Source organism: Agrobacterium sp. MA01, assembly GCF_009650195.1.
Taxonomy (GTDB): domain Bacteria; phylum Pseudomonadota; class Alphaproteobacteria; order Rhizobiales; family Rhizobiaceae; genus Allorhizobium.
Genome location: NZ_CP045854.1, coordinates 3,973,266 through 3,987,915, shown reverse-complemented (window position 1 = coordinate 3,987,915; position 14,650 = coordinate 3,973,266). Strand labels below are relative to the sequence as shown.

Annotated in this window: 12 protein-coding genes; 8 read left to right on the top strand and 4 right to left on the bottom strand. The window is 61.5% G+C overall.

Annotated elements, in window-relative coordinates; genetic code table 11:
- Positions 1 to 19: 19 nt before the first annotated feature.
- Genes GH983_RS19040 through GH983_RS19030 form a run of 3 tightly spaced genes read right to left on the bottom strand, consistent with a single transcriptional unit; the run spans position 20 to position 3,030 of the window.
- A complete protein-coding gene (locus GH983_RS19040; RefSeq protein WP_069042828.1) occupies positions 20 to 466 on the bottom strand; it encodes an RbsD/FucU family protein in 447 nt (148 codons plus the stop codon).
- 10 nt (positions 467 to 476) lie between these two features.
- Entirely contained in the window at positions 477 to 1,496 is a 1,020-nt protein-coding gene (locus GH983_RS19035) for an aldo/keto reductase (RefSeq protein ID WP_069043997.1), read from the bottom strand.
- A gap of 28 nt (positions 1,497 to 1,524) precedes the next feature.
- Entirely contained in the window at positions 1,525 to 3,030 is a 1,506-nt protein-coding gene (locus GH983_RS19030) for a UxaA family hydrolase (RefSeq protein WP_153763239.1), read from the bottom strand.
- 252 nt (positions 3,031 to 3,282) lie between these two features.
- Here GH983_RS19030 and GH983_RS19025 point away from each other — a divergent pair, with 252 nt between their 5' ends.
- Both GH983_RS19025 and GH983_RS19020 read left to right on the top strand, forming a co-directional pair.
- On the top strand, positions 3,283 to 4,170 hold the full coding sequence (locus GH983_RS19025) for a GntR family transcriptional regulator (protein WP_153763238.1): 888 nt from the start codon (positions 3,283 to 3,285) through the stop codon (positions 4,168 to 4,170).
- Positions 4,171 to 4,173: 3 nt separating this feature from the next.
- The gene (locus GH983_RS19020) at positions 4,174 to 5,262 is read left to right on the top strand and encodes a mannitol dehydrogenase family protein (RefSeq protein ID WP_153763237.1); all 1,089 of its coding nucleotides are present in this window, start codon (positions 4,174 to 4,176) and stop codon (positions 5,260 to 5,262) included.
- Between the two features lie 12 nt (positions 5,263 to 5,274).
- On the opposite strand, the gene GH983_RS19015 is transcribed toward GH983_RS19020, so the two are convergent.
- Positions 5,275 to 6,054 carry a helix-turn-helix domain-containing protein gene (locus GH983_RS19015; protein ID WP_371418496.1) on the bottom strand — a complete coding sequence of 260 codons (780 nt, stop codon included), beginning with the start codon at positions 6,052 to 6,054 and terminating at the stop codon, positions 5,275 to 5,277.
- Positions 6,055 to 6,348: 294 nt separating this feature from the next.
- Here GH983_RS19015 and GH983_RS19010 point away from each other — a divergent pair, with 294 nt between their 5' ends.
- The 6 genes from GH983_RS19010 to GH983_RS18985 all read left to right on the top strand — a co-directional run bounded on the left by GH983_RS19010 (position 6,349) and on the right by GH983_RS18985 (position 14,544).
- A complete protein-coding gene (locus tag GH983_RS19010; RefSeq protein ID WP_054150315.1) occupies positions 6,349 to 7,581 on the top strand; it encodes an ABC transporter substrate-binding protein in 1,233 nt (410 codons plus the stop codon).
- 86 nt (positions 7,582 to 7,667) lie between these two features.
- Positions 7,668 to 8,576: a carbohydrate ABC transporter permease gene (locus GH983_RS19005; protein WP_153763236.1), complete on the top strand. Its 909-nt coding sequence runs from the start codon at positions 7,668 to 7,670 to the stop codon at positions 8,574 to 8,576.
- Positions 8,576 to 9,427 (top strand): carbohydrate ABC transporter permease, encoded by an 852-nt coding sequence (locus GH983_RS19000; RefSeq protein WP_153763235.1) that lies wholly within the window; start codon positions 8,576 to 8,578, stop codon positions 9,425 to 9,427. The genes GH983_RS19005 and GH983_RS19000 overlap by 1 nt, the downstream gene beginning before the upstream one ends.
- On the top strand, positions 9,424 to 11,529 hold the full coding sequence (locus tag GH983_RS18995; protein WP_153763234.1) for an alpha-galactosidase: 2,106 nt from the start codon (positions 9,424 to 9,426) through the stop codon (positions 11,527 to 11,529). Before GH983_RS19000 ends, GH983_RS18995 begins: the two co-directional genes overlap by 4 nt.
- The gene (locus GH983_RS18990) at positions 11,522 to 12,613 is read left to right on the top strand and encodes an ABC transporter ATP-binding protein (protein ID WP_054150319.1); all 1,092 of its coding nucleotides are present in this window, start codon (positions 11,522 to 11,524) and stop codon (positions 12,611 to 12,613) included. The genes GH983_RS18995 and GH983_RS18990 overlap by 8 nt, the downstream gene beginning before the upstream one ends.
- Positions 12,613 to 14,544: a beta-galactosidase gene (locus GH983_RS18985; protein ID WP_153763233.1), complete on the top strand. Its 1,932-nt coding sequence runs from the start codon at positions 12,613 to 12,615 to the stop codon at positions 14,542 to 14,544. Before GH983_RS18990 ends, GH983_RS18985 begins: the two co-directional genes overlap by 1 nt.
- Positions 14,545 to 14,650 lie beyond the last annotated feature (106 nt).

The following is a 14,650-nucleotide window of genomic DNA, read 5'->3' as shown; positions in this document are numbered from 1 at the left end:
CAGGGCTTCCGGGGTCTCCTCAGACCCGATGAACCTCTTCCGGATAGACGACACCCTTCTTCAGGATGACGTTGCCGTAGATCCGCAATTCCGTCGTCGCGACGATGTACGCTGCTGTCTGTGCGCGCTGATAGAAGGCGAAGCGCTCAAGGCTTTCCAGCTGGACGTCGCCGGCCAGTCTCGTGATCACCGACTGGAATTCGGCGCAGATTTCCGGAACCGCATGCGGATCGCCGACGACCTGCATGCGCCAGGCCGAATCGTCCACGAACTGATCGAGCGGCATATGGGCGAGGATCGCTTCGAGGATCTCGACGGCACCGACGCCGTCTGCCCGGATCACCGGTGGACCCATGGTCGAGGCCGGGAAATTGCCATCGGCGATGACGATCTCGTCGCCATGACCCATAGTCGCAATGGCGTGCAGCAGGTCAGGTCCCAGCAGAGGATGGATGCCCTTCAGCATAGTGCGCTCCCTATTCCCGCACCGGCGCGTCGCCGAGCGGCGGTGCGACCAGCGTATGCGCTTCAAAGGGAGCAAAGGCGGAAGCCGGCAGTTCCTCTGATGTCAGCGCCATGTTGCGATGAAGGCTTTCCGGCTTTGCCGTGCCGATGATGACAGAGGCAACGGCCGAATGGTGCAGCGGGAACTGCATTGCAAACTGGGCGAGCGGCTTGCCGGCCTGTTTCGCCAGGTCTTCCATCGCGCGCACCTTGCCAAGTACCTCATCCGTCGCGGGGGTGTAGTCGAAATGCGCGCCCGGAACGGCTCCTGTCGCCAGAATGCCCGAATTGAACACGCCGCCGGCGGTGATCGAGGTGCCACGCTTTTCGCAGAGCGGCAGCAGTTCCTCGACGGCGGAGCGATCGAGCAGCGAATAGCGCCCGGCCATCAGGATGACGTCGATATCGATGTCCGCCATCATCTCCAGGCAGGCGGGTACCTCGTTGACGCCGAGACCGAAGGCCTTGATGGCGCCAGAGGATTTGAGTTCGTCGAGCGCCTTGTAACCGCCATCACGGAGCTGCTTCACATAGCGATCGTTGGCCTCGCGGCCATGTGTGTAAACGCCGATATCGTGGACATAGAGAATGTCGATGCGGTTGAGGCCGAGGCGGGCATAGCTGAAATCGACCGAACGCATGATGCCGTCATAGCTGTAGTCGTAGACCAGCTTGAAGGGGAGCGGATCGACGAAGCCGACATTCGGGATCTGGTCCTTTGGTACTGGTGCCAGCAGACGTCCAACCTTGGTCGAGAGCACATAGCTGTCTTCCGGCTTGTCGCGCAGGAAGTCGCCGACATAACGCTCGGCCTGGCCAAAGCCGTAATGCGGCGCCGTATCGAAATAGCGGATGCCGTGATCCCAGGCCGCCTGCAGCGTGGCGATGCCGACATCACGCGGGCAGGGGCGGTAGAGGCCACCAAGCGGGGCCGTGCCGAAGGAGTATTCGGTCACTTCGAGGGCGGTCTTGCCGATGCGTCTCGTCTTCATGCTGATATCCGGTTCCCAGTTGTCGAGGTCAGAGCGTGGCACCGAGGTGCCAAGGCACGAATTCGTTGTCGCCGTAGCCGAAGAGCTCGCTCTTGGTCTTCTGGCCCGAGGCGGTCTCGATGATCAGGTCGAAGATGTCGCGGCCAAGCCCGGAGACGCTGGCATCACCCGTGGCAATGACGCCGCAATCGATGTCCATGTCCTCTTCCATCGACTTGTAGAGCGCGGTGTTGCTCGTCAGCTTGATGGAGGGCACGGGACGCGAGCCGAAGCAGGAGCCGCGGCCGGTGGTGAAGGCAATCACATTGGCGCCGCCTGCAACCTGTCCCGTTGCGGAGACCGGGTCGTAGCCGGGCGTGTCCATGAAAACGAGGCCGTGCTCGGTGACGCGTTCCGCGTAATTGTAAACGGCGGTCAGCGGCGAGCGTCCGCCCTTGGCGACCGCACCGAGCGACTTTTCGAGAATGGTGGTGAGGCCGCCCTTCTTGTTGCCGGGCGAGGGATTGTTGTCGAGGGAGGCGCCGTGCTGGGCGACATAAGCCTCCCACCAGGAGATCAGCCCGTCGAGCTTGACTGCGACCTCTTCGTTCACGGCGCGGCTGCGCAGCAGATGTTCGGCGCCATAAATCTCCGAGGTTTCGGAGAGGATCGCCGTGCCGCCGGCGCCGGCCAGAATGTCGACAGCGACGCCGAGTGCCGGATTTGCGGTAATGCCCGAAAGGCCATCCGAGCCGCCGCATTGCAGGCCGACGATGATTTCGCTGACGGAGATCGGTTCGCGGCGCATCGTGCCGACTTCGGCTGCGATTTCCTTGAGAATCGAAAGGGCGTTTTCGACCGCGCGACGCGAGCCGCCGGCATCCTGGATGTTGAAGTGACGCTTGGAGGCGCCGGCGCCGCTCTGGCCGTACAGGGTGAGCTGATTGACCTCGCAGCCGAGACCGACCATCAGCACGCCGCCAAAATTCACGTGTCTTGTGTAGCCGGCTATCGTTCTGTGCAACGTGCGCATGCCGTCGCCGGTCGAGCTCATGCCGCAGCCCTGATCATGGACGATCGGCACGAAGCCGTCGATGCCCTCGTAATGCGGCAGGATAGTGCGGTTCGCGGCATCCGCGATCGCCCGACAGACGGTGGTGGAACAGTTCACGCTGGCGATGATGCCGATATAGTTGCGGGTGGCAGAGCGTCCGTCGGCGCGGCGATAGCCCATGAAGGTGCGGCCCTTGTCGGCAGCCGTCGCCGTTTCGGGCTGGGCGAGGCCGCTGACCGAGAGGCGATCTTCATCGAAGGCAAGATTGTGGGAATGGACGTGGTCGCCGGCTGCAATGTCCGTGGTAGCGCGGCCGATCGCCTGGGCATATTTGACGACAGGCTCGCCTTTGTGGATGGCACGGACCGCCACCTTGTGGCCAGGATCAATTTTCGCCGCTGCCGGCGCGCCGCCCGGCAGGACATGCCCGGCTTCGATTGCAACAGTGGTCACGGCAACATTGTCGTCCTGCGATAGCAGGATACAGGCTGGTTTCGACACCCGATGTTTCTCCCATGCGTCCGGCGATACCGGATCCTGTGTTTTGTCTTTTATCGGCAATAGACAGTTTCTCGTCAATGGGTATGATATCGATAAAGAACAATTTGCTCCAGCTCGGAGCGGGAGGAACACAAACCCTTGTCGAAGGAGAGGAAGGCCGCCGCAATCGGTGGTTTTCATTGCGCGGGTTCGCATCTTGCGCCAAGAGGCAAAAGACCGAAGCGCCAGATAACACATCAACCAGGCAGATCCATGGCCAAGCAGAACACCGTCTTCAAGGATGCTTACAACCGCACGCTGAAGCTGATCGAGGAAACGGATACGCTTCCCTCGGAGCCGGAACTCGGCGGTCTGTTAAGCGTCAGCCGGACCACAGTGCGGGCCGTTCTGACGCGTCTCGGCGAGGTCGGGCTGGTGGCCTGGGACAAGCGGTCGAAGACGGTGTTGCGACGGCCGGTCGAGAACGACTATTTCCCCGACGAGGAGACGAACTCGTTGTCGGAGATCATCGAGCGAAGCTTCATGCGCCGGATCCTGGCAGGGGGCGCACAGCCGGGCATGCAGATCAACGAGCTGGAACTGGCCCGCGAGATCGGCATTGGAACGACCAGCGTGCGGGAATTCCTTATCCGCTTCAGCCGGTTCGGGCTGATCGAGAAACGGCCGAACAGCCATTGGGTGCTGAAGGGCTTTACCCGTGAGTTTGCGCTCGAACTCACCGAAGTCCGCGAGATGTTCGAACTGCGCTCTGCGGCCGCCTTCGTCCATCTGGCGGCAGATCATCCGGCCTGGGCTGAGCTGAAGGCCGTCGAGGCACAGCATCATGCGTTGTTGGCCGATATCGACAACCGCTACATGGAGTTTTCGGAGCTGGACGAGCGGTTCCACCTGCTCGTCCAGAAGGCCTCGAGTAACCGCTTCATCATCGATTTCTACGATATCATCGCGATCGTCTTCCACTACCACTACCAGTGGAACAAGACGAATGCGCGGGCGCGCAACCAGCGAGCGCTGGAAGAGCATCTCGACTACATCAGCGCGCTCTTTTCCCGCGATCCGGCGGCGATCCAGAAGGCCTGCCGGCAGCACCTGAAATCGGCGCGCGAAACATTGCTGCAATCCATCCAGGAGCCTGCCTGAGCCATGACGACGCCCATCCTGCAATTCGGCACGAGCCGATTTCTCCAGGCGCATGCCGATCTCTTCGTCAGCGAAGCCATGGAGGCGGATAAGGCGCTTGGGCCGATCACCGTGGTGCAGACATCGGGTGATCCGGCACGTGCCGGGCGCATCGGTGCGCTGTCGGCGCCGGAGGGCTTTCCAGTGATCATCAGGGGGCTGGAGGAGGGGCAGCCTGTCGAGCGAGAGCTCAGGGTACGATCCGTGACGCGGTCGCTCTCGACCTCCAGCGACTGGGCCGAGGTGAGGCGGGTTTTCGTCGAAGAGGCGAGAGTCGTGCTGAGCAATACCGGAGACAAGGGGTACGCCCTCGTCGAGGGGGACAGTGTCGACGGGGTTCCGCGCTCCTTTCCGATGAAGCTACTGGCGCTCCTTCACGCGCGCTTTCGCGGCGGCGCGATGCCGTTGACGATATTGCCCTGCGAGTTGATCTCGCGAAATGGCGAGGTGCTGCGGGACCTCATCGTCGATCTTGCGAGCCGCCATGTTCCCGACGCGACCTTCGTGTCCTGGCTTTCGGAGCGGGTCATCTGGGGCAACACGCTGGTCGATCGCATCGTGTCCGAACCGATCGAGCCGGCGGGGGCGATCGCGGAGCCCTATGCGATCTGGGCGATCGAACGCCAGGCAGGGCTCACGCTGCCCTGCGAGCATCCCTGCATCAAGCTCGTTGACGACCTGACGCCTTATGAGCGGCTGAAGCTGCATATCCTCAACCTTGGCCATACTGTGTTGGCCGATCGCTGGCTGAAGGACGGTCGCCCCGGCGGGGAATGCGTGAAAGATATTCTTGCCGATCCCGCGATCCGGTCGGAACTCGAGTTGATCTACCGAGAAGAGGTTGTCCCTGGTTTTCGCCGGCATGGTCTTGGCGACGAGGCCGAGGCCTATGTCGCGACCACGCTCGAGCGTTTTCTCAATCCCTATCTGGACCACAGATTGTGCGATATCGCTGGCAACCACGCAGAAAAGATCGTCCGCCGCATCATCGGTTTCAAGGACTGGTGCCCTGACGTCGCCATGCCGAAGCTTTCGGCGATTGCCGCTCGATAACGGCATGGCTGCTCAGGTCGGCGGCGCCCCTTTCGAGCGCATGCGACGACGGAAGGCGGTCGGCTTTTCGACAAAACGCTGGCTGAAGGCCTCGTAGAAGCGAGAGACCGATCCGAAGCCGCTTTCGAAGGCGACATCGGTGATCGAGAGGTCGGTCGAGATCAGCAGGGACTGTGCGGTGTCGAGGCGGTGGCGCACGATCGCCTGGTTGATCGTGTGGCCCACGGCGCGCTTGAAGATCGACATGGCGTAGTTCGGGTGAAGGCCCACCGCATTGCCGACGTCATCTGCAGAGATGTTTTCGAGCGCATGTTCGGCGATGAAGCGCAGCATGCGCTCGATGTGTTCGACGCGCTCGCTGTCATTGGCGCTGAAGCTGGCAATCGCCGAGCCTTCTTCGCGCAGATCCCGCCAGCCGTCGCGCTCGATCCTGAGAACGCGTGCCGTCAATTCGTTTCGCACGATTTCGGTCAGGTTCTCGTCGCCGGCCAGAAGTTCCTCGCGCCAGCGCTGAAAGATATCACGGTCCCAGGAACGGATCTCGAGCGCTTCAATCATCGCGCCGCGAAACACGGCATCGCGGAAACGGCTCAGATTGGCGAGGCCGAGGAAGACGGACATCGGCACGTAAAGGCATACGAAGCGTGTGCCTTCCTGTCTGTCGATCACTTGATGCGGGATCATGCCCCAGAAGAGGCAAAGGCGACCCTCGTCCACCGTCAATTCACGGCCATCGAACCAGTAGGTCATGTGGCCCGATAGAACGAAGTTGAGCTCGATCTGGCTGTGCATGTGCGGGCCTGCCATCCGCTGGACCGTCAGATTTTCGCCAGCACAAAACCGGTGATCGCCGAAGATGACCAGCGGGTGTCGCGGGTCATGATCCGGATGGACCGGGACGGACTCGTCCTCGAGAAGCGGCTTCACATGTTCCAAATCTTAGGATCCCGGAAAAGTTCGGTGAAAACTCGGTAGATTATTACGGGTTTGAATCGGATGATCAAGCAGAGCTGAGAAATCCGCTCCGGTGGGATCCGGGGCTAGAGCTCCGGAAATGCCATGCATAACGGTCATAGGGAGGAAAACATGACCTTTTTCAAAAGCCTGAGCGCGATCGCTCTGGGTGCAGTCCTGCTGTCGTCCACCGCGTTTGCCGGTGAAATCACCCTCAACTCGAACCATTCCGACCCGGCGCCGAAAAAGGCGATCGAGGATCTGATCGCGGATTTCCAGGCGGCCAATCCCGACATCACGGTCAAGTGGAACAATTTCGACCACGAGGGCTACAAGTCCGCGATCCGCAACTTCCTGACCGCCGACGCGCCTGACGTCGTTTCCTGGTTCGCCGGCAACCGCATGGAGCCCTTCGTCAAGGCGGGTCTCTTCGAAGACGTGACCGACGTATGGGAAGCCAATGGCCTCAACGACCAGCTGAAGTCCGCTGCACCTTCGATGACCATCGACGGCAAGAAGTGGGGCGTTCCCTATACCTATTACCAGTGGGGTATCTATTACCGTAAGGATATCTTCGCCGAGCAGGGTATCGAGCCGCCGAAGACCTGGGCCGAGTTCCTGGCGGCCAGCGAAAAGCTGAAGTCGGCCGGCATCACCCCGATCACCATCGGCACCAAGGCACTCTGGCCGACGGGCGGCTGGTTCGACTATCTGAACCTGCGCGTCAATGGCTACGAATTCCACATGGAGCTGACCTCGGGCAAGGTTCCCTACACCGACCCGCGTGTGAAGGCCGTGTTCGAGAAGTGGGGCGAACTGGTCAAGGCCGGCTACTTCAATGAAAACCATGCCGCGATCGACTGGCAGGATGCAATCCCGCAGATGGTCCAGGGCAAGGCTGCCATGTATCTGATGGGCAACTTCGCCGTTGCCACGATGAAGGACGGCGGACTGAAGGAAGAGCAGATCGGCTTCATGCAGTTCCCGGAAATCACTGCCGGCATTCCGATGGCAGAGGAAGCGCCGACCGACACCTTCCACATCCCGTCGGGTGCGAAGAACAAGGAAGATGCGAAGAAGTTCCTCGCCTTCGTTGCTTCGCCGGCTGCGCAGTCGAAGATGAATGCCACGCTCGGCCAGCTGCCGGTGAACAACCAGTCGGAAAAGCCGGCTGATCCGTTCCTGCAGGCCGGTTTCGAGATGCTGTCCAACGCCTATGCGCTGGCGCAGTTCTACGATCGTGACGCCGATGCCGAAATGGCAAAGGCCGGCATGGAAGGCTTCCAGGAATTCATGGTCAAGCCTGAGCGTCTGGACGCCATACTGGAGCGCCTCGAAAAGGTTCGCGCCCGCGTCTACAAGTAAGCCATAGAGCTCCCTGCGCCGGGTGCTGTGGGTCTCCCTGGGCCCATGGCATCCGGTTGCCGTTCCCATTCCTCAGAGGTGCCGCCATGAGCAACACCGTTTCCCCGGCTTCCGGTTTCTGGAAGCGCAATCAGCAGACGCTCGCGCCGCTTCTTTTCCTCGCGCCCGGCATGCTGATGTTCGTGATCTATGTTCTGGTCCCGATCTTTCAGTCGATCTGGATCAGCTTCCACGACTGGGACGGCCTGGGCGCAATGACATGGATCGGCGTGGGCAATTATGTCGAATTGCTCGATGACGATTCCTTCTACGTCTCGCTCGAAAACAATCTCATCTGGCTGGTTCTCTATCTTCTTGCTATCCCGGCGGGTCTGGCGGTCGCGCTGTTCCTCAACCAGACGGTCACCGGCATCCGGCTCTATAAGTCGTTGTTCTTCTTCCCCTTCGTGATCAGCCAGGTGGTTGTCGGCCTGATGTTCACCTGGTTCTATGCGCCCGACTTCGGACTGTTTTCCAAGCTGCTTGAGCTGATCACGGGCGAACAGTTCGCCGTGCTCGCCGACGAGCGCTTCGTGACCTATGGTATCATCGTCGCCGGTCTCTGGCCGCAGACGGCCTACTGCATGATCCTCTACCTGACGGGTCTCAACAACATCAATCCAGAGCAGGTCGAAGCTGCCCGCATGGATGGCGCCAAGGGTCTGAAACTGCTGTGGTACGTCATCCTGCCGCAACTCGCACCGGCAACCTTCATCGCCATGGTTGTGACCGTCATCGGCTCGCTGCGCTCCTTCGATCTCGTGTCGATCATGACCGCCGGCGGCCCTTACGGATCGAGCCAGGTTCTGTCCTACTTCATGTATGAGCAGGCGCTCTCCGAATATGGCTTCCGCATGGGCTACGGCGCATCGATCGCGGTCGTGCTGTTCCTGATCATGATGGTCTTCATCTCGCTCTTCATCGTACGCATGCTCGCTCAGGAAAGGAACGCCTGATGTTCCCCACTCCGATCCAGAAGGCCTCGCCATTTGCGCAGACGGCCTACAAGCTCCTGCTGCCGGTGGCGCTCGTCCTCTGGCTGTTGCCCTTGATCGGCGTTGCGATCACCTCGGTTCGTCCGGCCGGTGACTTGGCTGCCGGCAACTACTTTGGCATTCCTTCGGGCTTTGCCGGTTTCGAGAACTATTCGGCCGTCTTCAACAACTCGCCGATCGGCTACTACATCCTGAATTCTTTCAAGGTGACGATCCCGACGGTGATCGGCGCGGTGGCGCTCTCCTGCCTCACCGGCTTTGCGCTCGCGGTCTACAAGTTCAAGGGCAATCTGATCCTGTTCTTCATGTTCGTCGCCGGCAATTTCATCCCGTTCCAGATCCTTATGGTTCCGGTTCGCGACATGACTCTGCGCGCGGGTCTCTACGACACCACGATGGGCCTCGTACTCTTCCATGTCGCCTTCCAGACCGGATTCTGCACGCTGTTCATGCGCAATTTCATCAAAGGGCTGCCCTTTGCGCTGATCGAATCGGCGCGGGTCGAGGGTGTCTCCGAATGGCGGATTTTCCGCTACATTGTGCTGCCGCTGATGCGGCCGGCGATCGCTGCCTTGTCCGTTCTGATCTTCACCTTCGTCTGGAACGACTACTTCTGGGCAACCGTGCTCGTGCAGGGCCAGCATGCCATGCCGGTGACAGCAGGTCTCTATTCGCTGAACGGCCAGTGGGTTGCCGCCTGGCATCTCGTCTCTGCCGGTTCGATCGTGGCAGCGCTGCCGCCGGTCGCCATGTTCTTCCTCATGCAGCGCCACTTCATTGCCGGCCTCACACTCGGAGCGACCAAGGGATGAGTGAAATCGTCATCATCGATTCAGGCCAGCTGGCGCTGAGCCTCCGCCTGCCGGCGCTTGGCATGCCGGAGATCCTGTCCTTCGGTGCGGAGCCTGTAGACGCTGATCCGCTGTTCGAGATCGAGCGCTCCAGCCGGGTCAACGGCATGGACGTGGCCGTGCCCTCGAACGTGCTCCTGCCGACGGGTGGCATGGGCTTCTTTGGCTGGCCGGCGATTGCAGGTCACCGCGGGGGCCGCGATTTCGTGGCGCAGTTCGGCGGCTGGACGGTCATTCGCGACGGCAATCAGACGGTGCTGAAAGCTGTCGATTCGGTCGCCCGGCTCGGCATTGCCATCACGCTCACCGCGCATAACTCCGGCCTGATCTCGATGGCGACGGAACTCAGGAATCTGGGCGATGCGGATTACCAGCTTGATCGCTGCATGGCGGCGACCTTCCTCGCGCCTGCCGGGGATTTACAGGTGATGAGCTTCACCGGCATCTGGGGGCGCGAGTTCCAGACGCGGCGGGAGCTTCTCGGTAATGGCGCCTGGATCCAGGAAAACCGTCGCGGTCGCACCTCGCATGACCGTTTCCCGATGCTGTTTATCGAAAGCGAGGCCCAGATCTTTGGCGTCACGCTCGGCTTCAGCGGCAACCACCAGATGGTGATTGACCGGACCGATGACGGACGGCGCCTCGTGCATCTCGGTGAGCTGTTCGAGCCGGGCGAAATCATCCTCGGACCGGGCGAGAGCTATGAAAGCCCGATTGCCTATGCAGGCGCCGACACGGAAGACTTCCATGCCTTCGTGCGCGAAGAACTTACCACCTGGCCAGGCGGTAAGATGAGCCCGCGCCCGGTGACGCTGAACACCTGGGAAGGCAACTACTTCGACCACCGGATGGACAGCCTGAAGGCGCAAGCGACCGCGGCAGCCGAACTTGGCATCGAGCGATTCGTGCTCGACGACGGCTGGTTCGGCAAGCGCGACAACGACACCACGAGCCTCGGCGACTGGGATATCGATGCGCGCAAATATCCCGATGGCCTGAAGCCGCTGGTGGATCACGTGACCGGGCTCGGCATGCAGTTCGGCATCTGGTTCGAGCCTGAGATGGTGAACCCGGTTTCGGAGCTCTACAAGGCGCATCCCGACTGGGCGCTGACGATCGAGGGCCGTCCGGTCCTCGAATCGCGCACCCAGCTGGTGCTGGATCTGACGCGTCCCGAAGTCTCCGACTATCTCTTCGGCAAGATCGACGCGGTGCTGTCCAACCATGCCGTCTCCTACATCAAGTGGGACATGAACCGAGATCTGACGCATGCGGCCGGTCGCGACGGCAAGGCGAAGACTGCCGCCCAGACGCGTGCCGTCTATGCGCTGATGGACCGCATCCGTGCCGCTCATCCCAATGTCGAAATCGAAAGCTGCGCTTCCGGTGGCGGACGTATCGATTACGGCGCCTTGAAGCGCACCCATCGCGTCTGGACGTCCGATTGCACGGATGCGCTGGAACGGCTGGAAATCCAGCGCGGCGCTTCGGTCTTCGTGCCGCCGGAAATTCTCGGCAGTCACATCTCGGCCTCGCCGAACCATCAGACAGGTCGTCGCCACACGCTTGCCTTCCGGGCGCTCGTGGCCATCGCCTATCATCTCGGGGTGGAGCTCAACCCGCTCGAACTCACCGATGAGGAGCGCGACGAACTCAAGGTCTATATCGAGACCTACAAGCGGCTGCGCGATCTCTTCCATGCACCGGGCGCCAGCTTCCGCATGGAGCCGCTCGACGGTCGCTATGTCTGGGGTGCGGCTTCGGCCGAGAAGATCGTGGTCATCGTCGCCCAGGGACCGCAGATGGTGGGCGAACAGCCAGCACCTCTGCGTCTGCCCGATGAGGTCACCCAGTTCGGTGGCCAGTGGCGGATCAAGACCGTGCTGCCGGCAGAACCGCAATTCATCCGTATCTCCGAGGGCCAGAAAGCGCTGCTTTCCGGTGCCGTCACCTTCGCGCTTTCCAGTGCCGGACTTGCCGGCCTGCCGCTGCCGATGCTGACGCCCGAAAGCGCGCTTCTCCTCGAACTCGAACCGATCAAGGGAGGCAAGACCCATGGCTGATGTAAGCCTGCGTGGCGTCAAGAAACAGTTCGGCGCGCTCAGCGTCATCAAGGGGGTGGATCTCGACGTCAAGGACGGTGAGTTCTGCGTCTTTGTCGGCCCATCGGGCTGCGGCAAGTCCACGCTTCTGCGCATGATCGCCGGCCTGGAAGACATTACCGCAGGTGCTCTGTCGATCGCTGGCCAGGACATGACCAGCATCGGCCCGTCCGAGCGCGGTGTTGCCATGGTTTTCCAGTCCTATGCGCTTTACCCGCACATGACGGTCGAGGAAAACATTGGTTTCGGCCTGAAGATGACAGGACATCCGAAGACCGAAATCGCGGAACGCACCGCCGTTGCCGCGAAGATGCTGCAGCTCGAGCCGCTTTTGCAGCGCAAGCCTGGCCAGCTTTCGGGCGGTCAGCGCCAGCGCGTGGCGATCGGTCGTGCGATCGTGCGCAATCCGGAAGTCTTCCTGTTCGACGAACCGCTGTCCAACCTTGATGCAGCGCTCCGCGTCCAGATGCGCACGGAGCTTTCCAAGCTGCATCAGGACCTCAAGGCGACGATGATCTACGTCACGCATGACCAGGTCGAGGCCATGACCATGGCCGACAAGATCGTCGTGCTCTCGGCAGGCCAGATCGAGCAGGTTGGTTCGCCGCTCGAGCTTTACCATCGCCCGAACAATCTCTTCGTTGCCGGCTTCATCGGCTCGCCGAAGATGAATTTCCTCAAGGTTCAGGCTTCGACCGCCGATGGTGCTGCCGTGGTGCGTCTGCCTGGCGCCGACATCTCGATCCCGACGCATGGTGCGAGCGTTCCGGCCGGAGAGCTGACCTTCGGCCTGCGTCCCGAGCATATCGACGCGACCGGCAAGGGCGATGTCGTGATCGAAGCGACCGTTAAGCTCGCCGAATATCTGGGTTCGGAGACGCTGTTCTTCGTCACACTCGCCGACGGCTCGGAGCTTTCAGTGAAGGCCGACGGCCTGGCCAGCGAGAAGCCCGGCCAGACGCTGCGCCTCGGCATCAATGCCAAGGCCTGCCATCTGTTCGACAAGGACGGCAAGGCCGTCATCAATGGGGATCTGACACGATAATGCTGGGCGTCTGCTACTATCCGGAACACTGGGACGAAAGCCGGTGGCGAACCGACGCGCGCCGGATGCGCGAACTCGGCATTTCCTTCGTGCGTATCGGTGAATTCGCCTGGTCTCGTCTTGAGCCCTCGCGCGGCAATTTCACCTTCGAATGGCTCGACCGGGCGATCGATGTGCTGCATGAAGCGGGCCTCAAGGTCGTTCTCGGCACGCCGACCGCGACCCCGCCCAAGTGGCTTGTGGACGAATGCCCTGACATCATCCCCTATGACGAACAGGGCCGCCCGCGCGGTTTCGGGTCGCGTCGCCATTACACCTTCTCGTCGGAGACCTGGTGGAAGGAAAGCGCCCGGATCGTCGAGATCGTCGCCAAGCGCTACGGGACCCATCCCGGCATCGTCGGCTGGCAGACTGACAATGAATATGGCTGCCATGACACGACCCTCTCGTGGGGCCCTGAAGATCTGAAGAGCTTCAAGCGCTGGCTGCGGCTGCGCTACCAGTCGACCGACCAGCTGAACGAAGCCTGGGGTTCGGTCTTCTGGTCGATGGAACTCAACAACTTCGACGATGTCGCCCTGCCGAACCTGACGGTGACCGAGCCGAACCCGGCAACGCGTCTCGACTTTTGGCGTTTCCATTCGGACCAGGTCGCGGCTTACGACCAGATGCAGTGCGAGATCATCCGCAAGCATTCGCCGGGTCGCTGGATCACCCATAACTTCATGGGCTTCGTGTCCGATTTCGACCACTTCAAGGTCGGCGACAATCTCGATCTTGCCTCCTGGGACAGCTATCCGATCGGCTTCGTCGAGAAGTTTCCCTTTACCGAAGAAGAGCGCAATCGCTGGGCCGAAACCTCGCATCCCGATATCGCGCCCTATCACCACGATCTCTACCGCGCCGTCGGCAAGGGCCGCTTCTGGGTGATGGAGCAGCAGCCGGGGCCGGTGAACTGGGCGCCGTGGAACCCCGTGCCGAAGCCCGGCATGGTGCGTCTGTGGACCTGGGAAGCGCTGGCGCATGGCGCTGATGTCGTCAGCTATTTCCGCTGGCGTCAGGCACCGTTTGCGCAGGAACAGATGCATGCGGGCCTGAACCTGCCTGGCCTCGACGAATGGTCGCCGGGCGGCCGCGAAGCCATGCAGGTCTCGGAGGAGCTGGCCGCCCTCGGCGCGCTTCCCGAAACGAGCCAGGCACCCGTCGCGCTGGTCTTCGACTATCAGAGCTATTGGTCGACGATGATCCAGCCGCAGGGCAAGGATTTCCGCTACGAGGAACTCTGCTTCCGCTGGTATGAGGCTCTTCGCCATCTTGGTCTGAACGTCGATTTCGTCCGTCCGGGTGCCTCGCTTGAGGGCTATCCGCTGGTCCTCGTGCCCTGCATGACGGAAGTGACCGAAGCGGCACGGGCCGAGCTCGAAAAGGCTGGGGGTGTCGTCGTGATCGGCGCCCGCACGGGTTCGCGCGACCGCAATTTCCGCATCCCGGAAAACCTGCCGCCGGGTCCGCTGGGCGCACTCACGGGCAATCGTGTCATCCAGGTTTCCTCCATGCGTCCGGGGCTCTCGGATGGCGTTTCCGGTGCGGTTTCGGGTCATGCAATCCGCTGGCGCGAATATCTGGAGACCTCGGCCTCGGTACTCGCCACCTTCGACAATGGCGATCCGGCACTGACCGAGAAGGGCAATGTGCTCTATCTCGCCTGCTGGGCGGATGCTGGTCTCCTGGCCGAGGTGCTGGAACTGGCCACGAAGAAGGCCGGTGTTGCGACGCTGCGCGTGCCCGACTTCATCCGTATCCGTCGCCGCGGCGATCTCGTCTTCGCCTTCAACTACGGAATGGAAGACTGGACGCTCCCTGAAGGCGCCGATCCGGTGCTTGGCGAGAGCGTGCTGAAACCGCAGGCTGTCGCCGCCTGGCACGGGTGATCCCGAATGTTTCAAAGGGCCGGCGTCACGCCGGTCCCGTTCATTTGCCGGTACCGATTTCCGGAACTCATCCATGGCTCACCGGTTTGACCCTCGACATCAGCAA

Bases quoted from the DNA above. Each gene is read 5' to 3' on its own strand.
- GH983_RS19040 (WP_069042828.1), bottom strand. From the start codon at position 466: ATGCTGAAGGGCATCCATCCTCTGCTGGGACCTGACCTGCTGCACGCC.
- GH983_RS19035 (WP_069043997.1), bottom strand. From the start codon at position 1,496: ATGAAGACGAGACGCATCGGCAAGACCGCCCTCGAAGTGACCGAATAC.
- GH983_RS19025 (WP_153763238.1), top strand. From the start codon at position 3,283: ATGGCCAAGCAGAACACCGTCTTCAAGGATGCTTACAACCGCACGCTG.
- GH983_RS19020 (WP_153763237.1), top strand. From the start codon at position 4,174: ATGACGACGCCCATCCTGCAATTCGGCACGAGCCGATTTCTCCAGGCG.
- GH983_RS19015 (WP_371418496.1), bottom strand. From the start codon at position 6,054: ATGCACAGCCAGATCGAGCTCAACTTCGTTCTATCGGGCCACATGACC.
- GH983_RS19010 (WP_054150315.1), top strand. From the start codon at position 6,349: ATGACCTTTTTCAAAAGCCTGAGCGCGATCGCTCTGGGTGCAGTCCTG.
- GH983_RS19005 (WP_153763236.1), top strand. From the start codon at position 7,668: ATGAGCAACACCGTTTCCCCGGCTTCCGGTTTCTGGAAGCGCAATCAG.
- GH983_RS19000 (WP_153763235.1), top strand. From the start codon at position 8,576: ATGTTCCCCACTCCGATCCAGAAGGCCTCGCCATTTGCGCAGACGGCC.
- GH983_RS18995 (WP_153763234.1), top strand. From the start codon at position 9,424: ATGAGTGAAATCGTCATCATCGATTCAGGCCAGCTGGCGCTGAGCCTC.
- GH983_RS18990 (WP_054150319.1), top strand. From the start codon at position 11,522: ATGGCTGATGTAAGCCTGCGTGGCGTCAAGAAACAGTTCGGCGCGCTC.
- GH983_RS18985 (WP_153763233.1), top strand. From the start codon at position 12,613: ATGCTGGGCGTCTGCTACTATCCGGAACACTGGGACGAAAGCCGGTGG.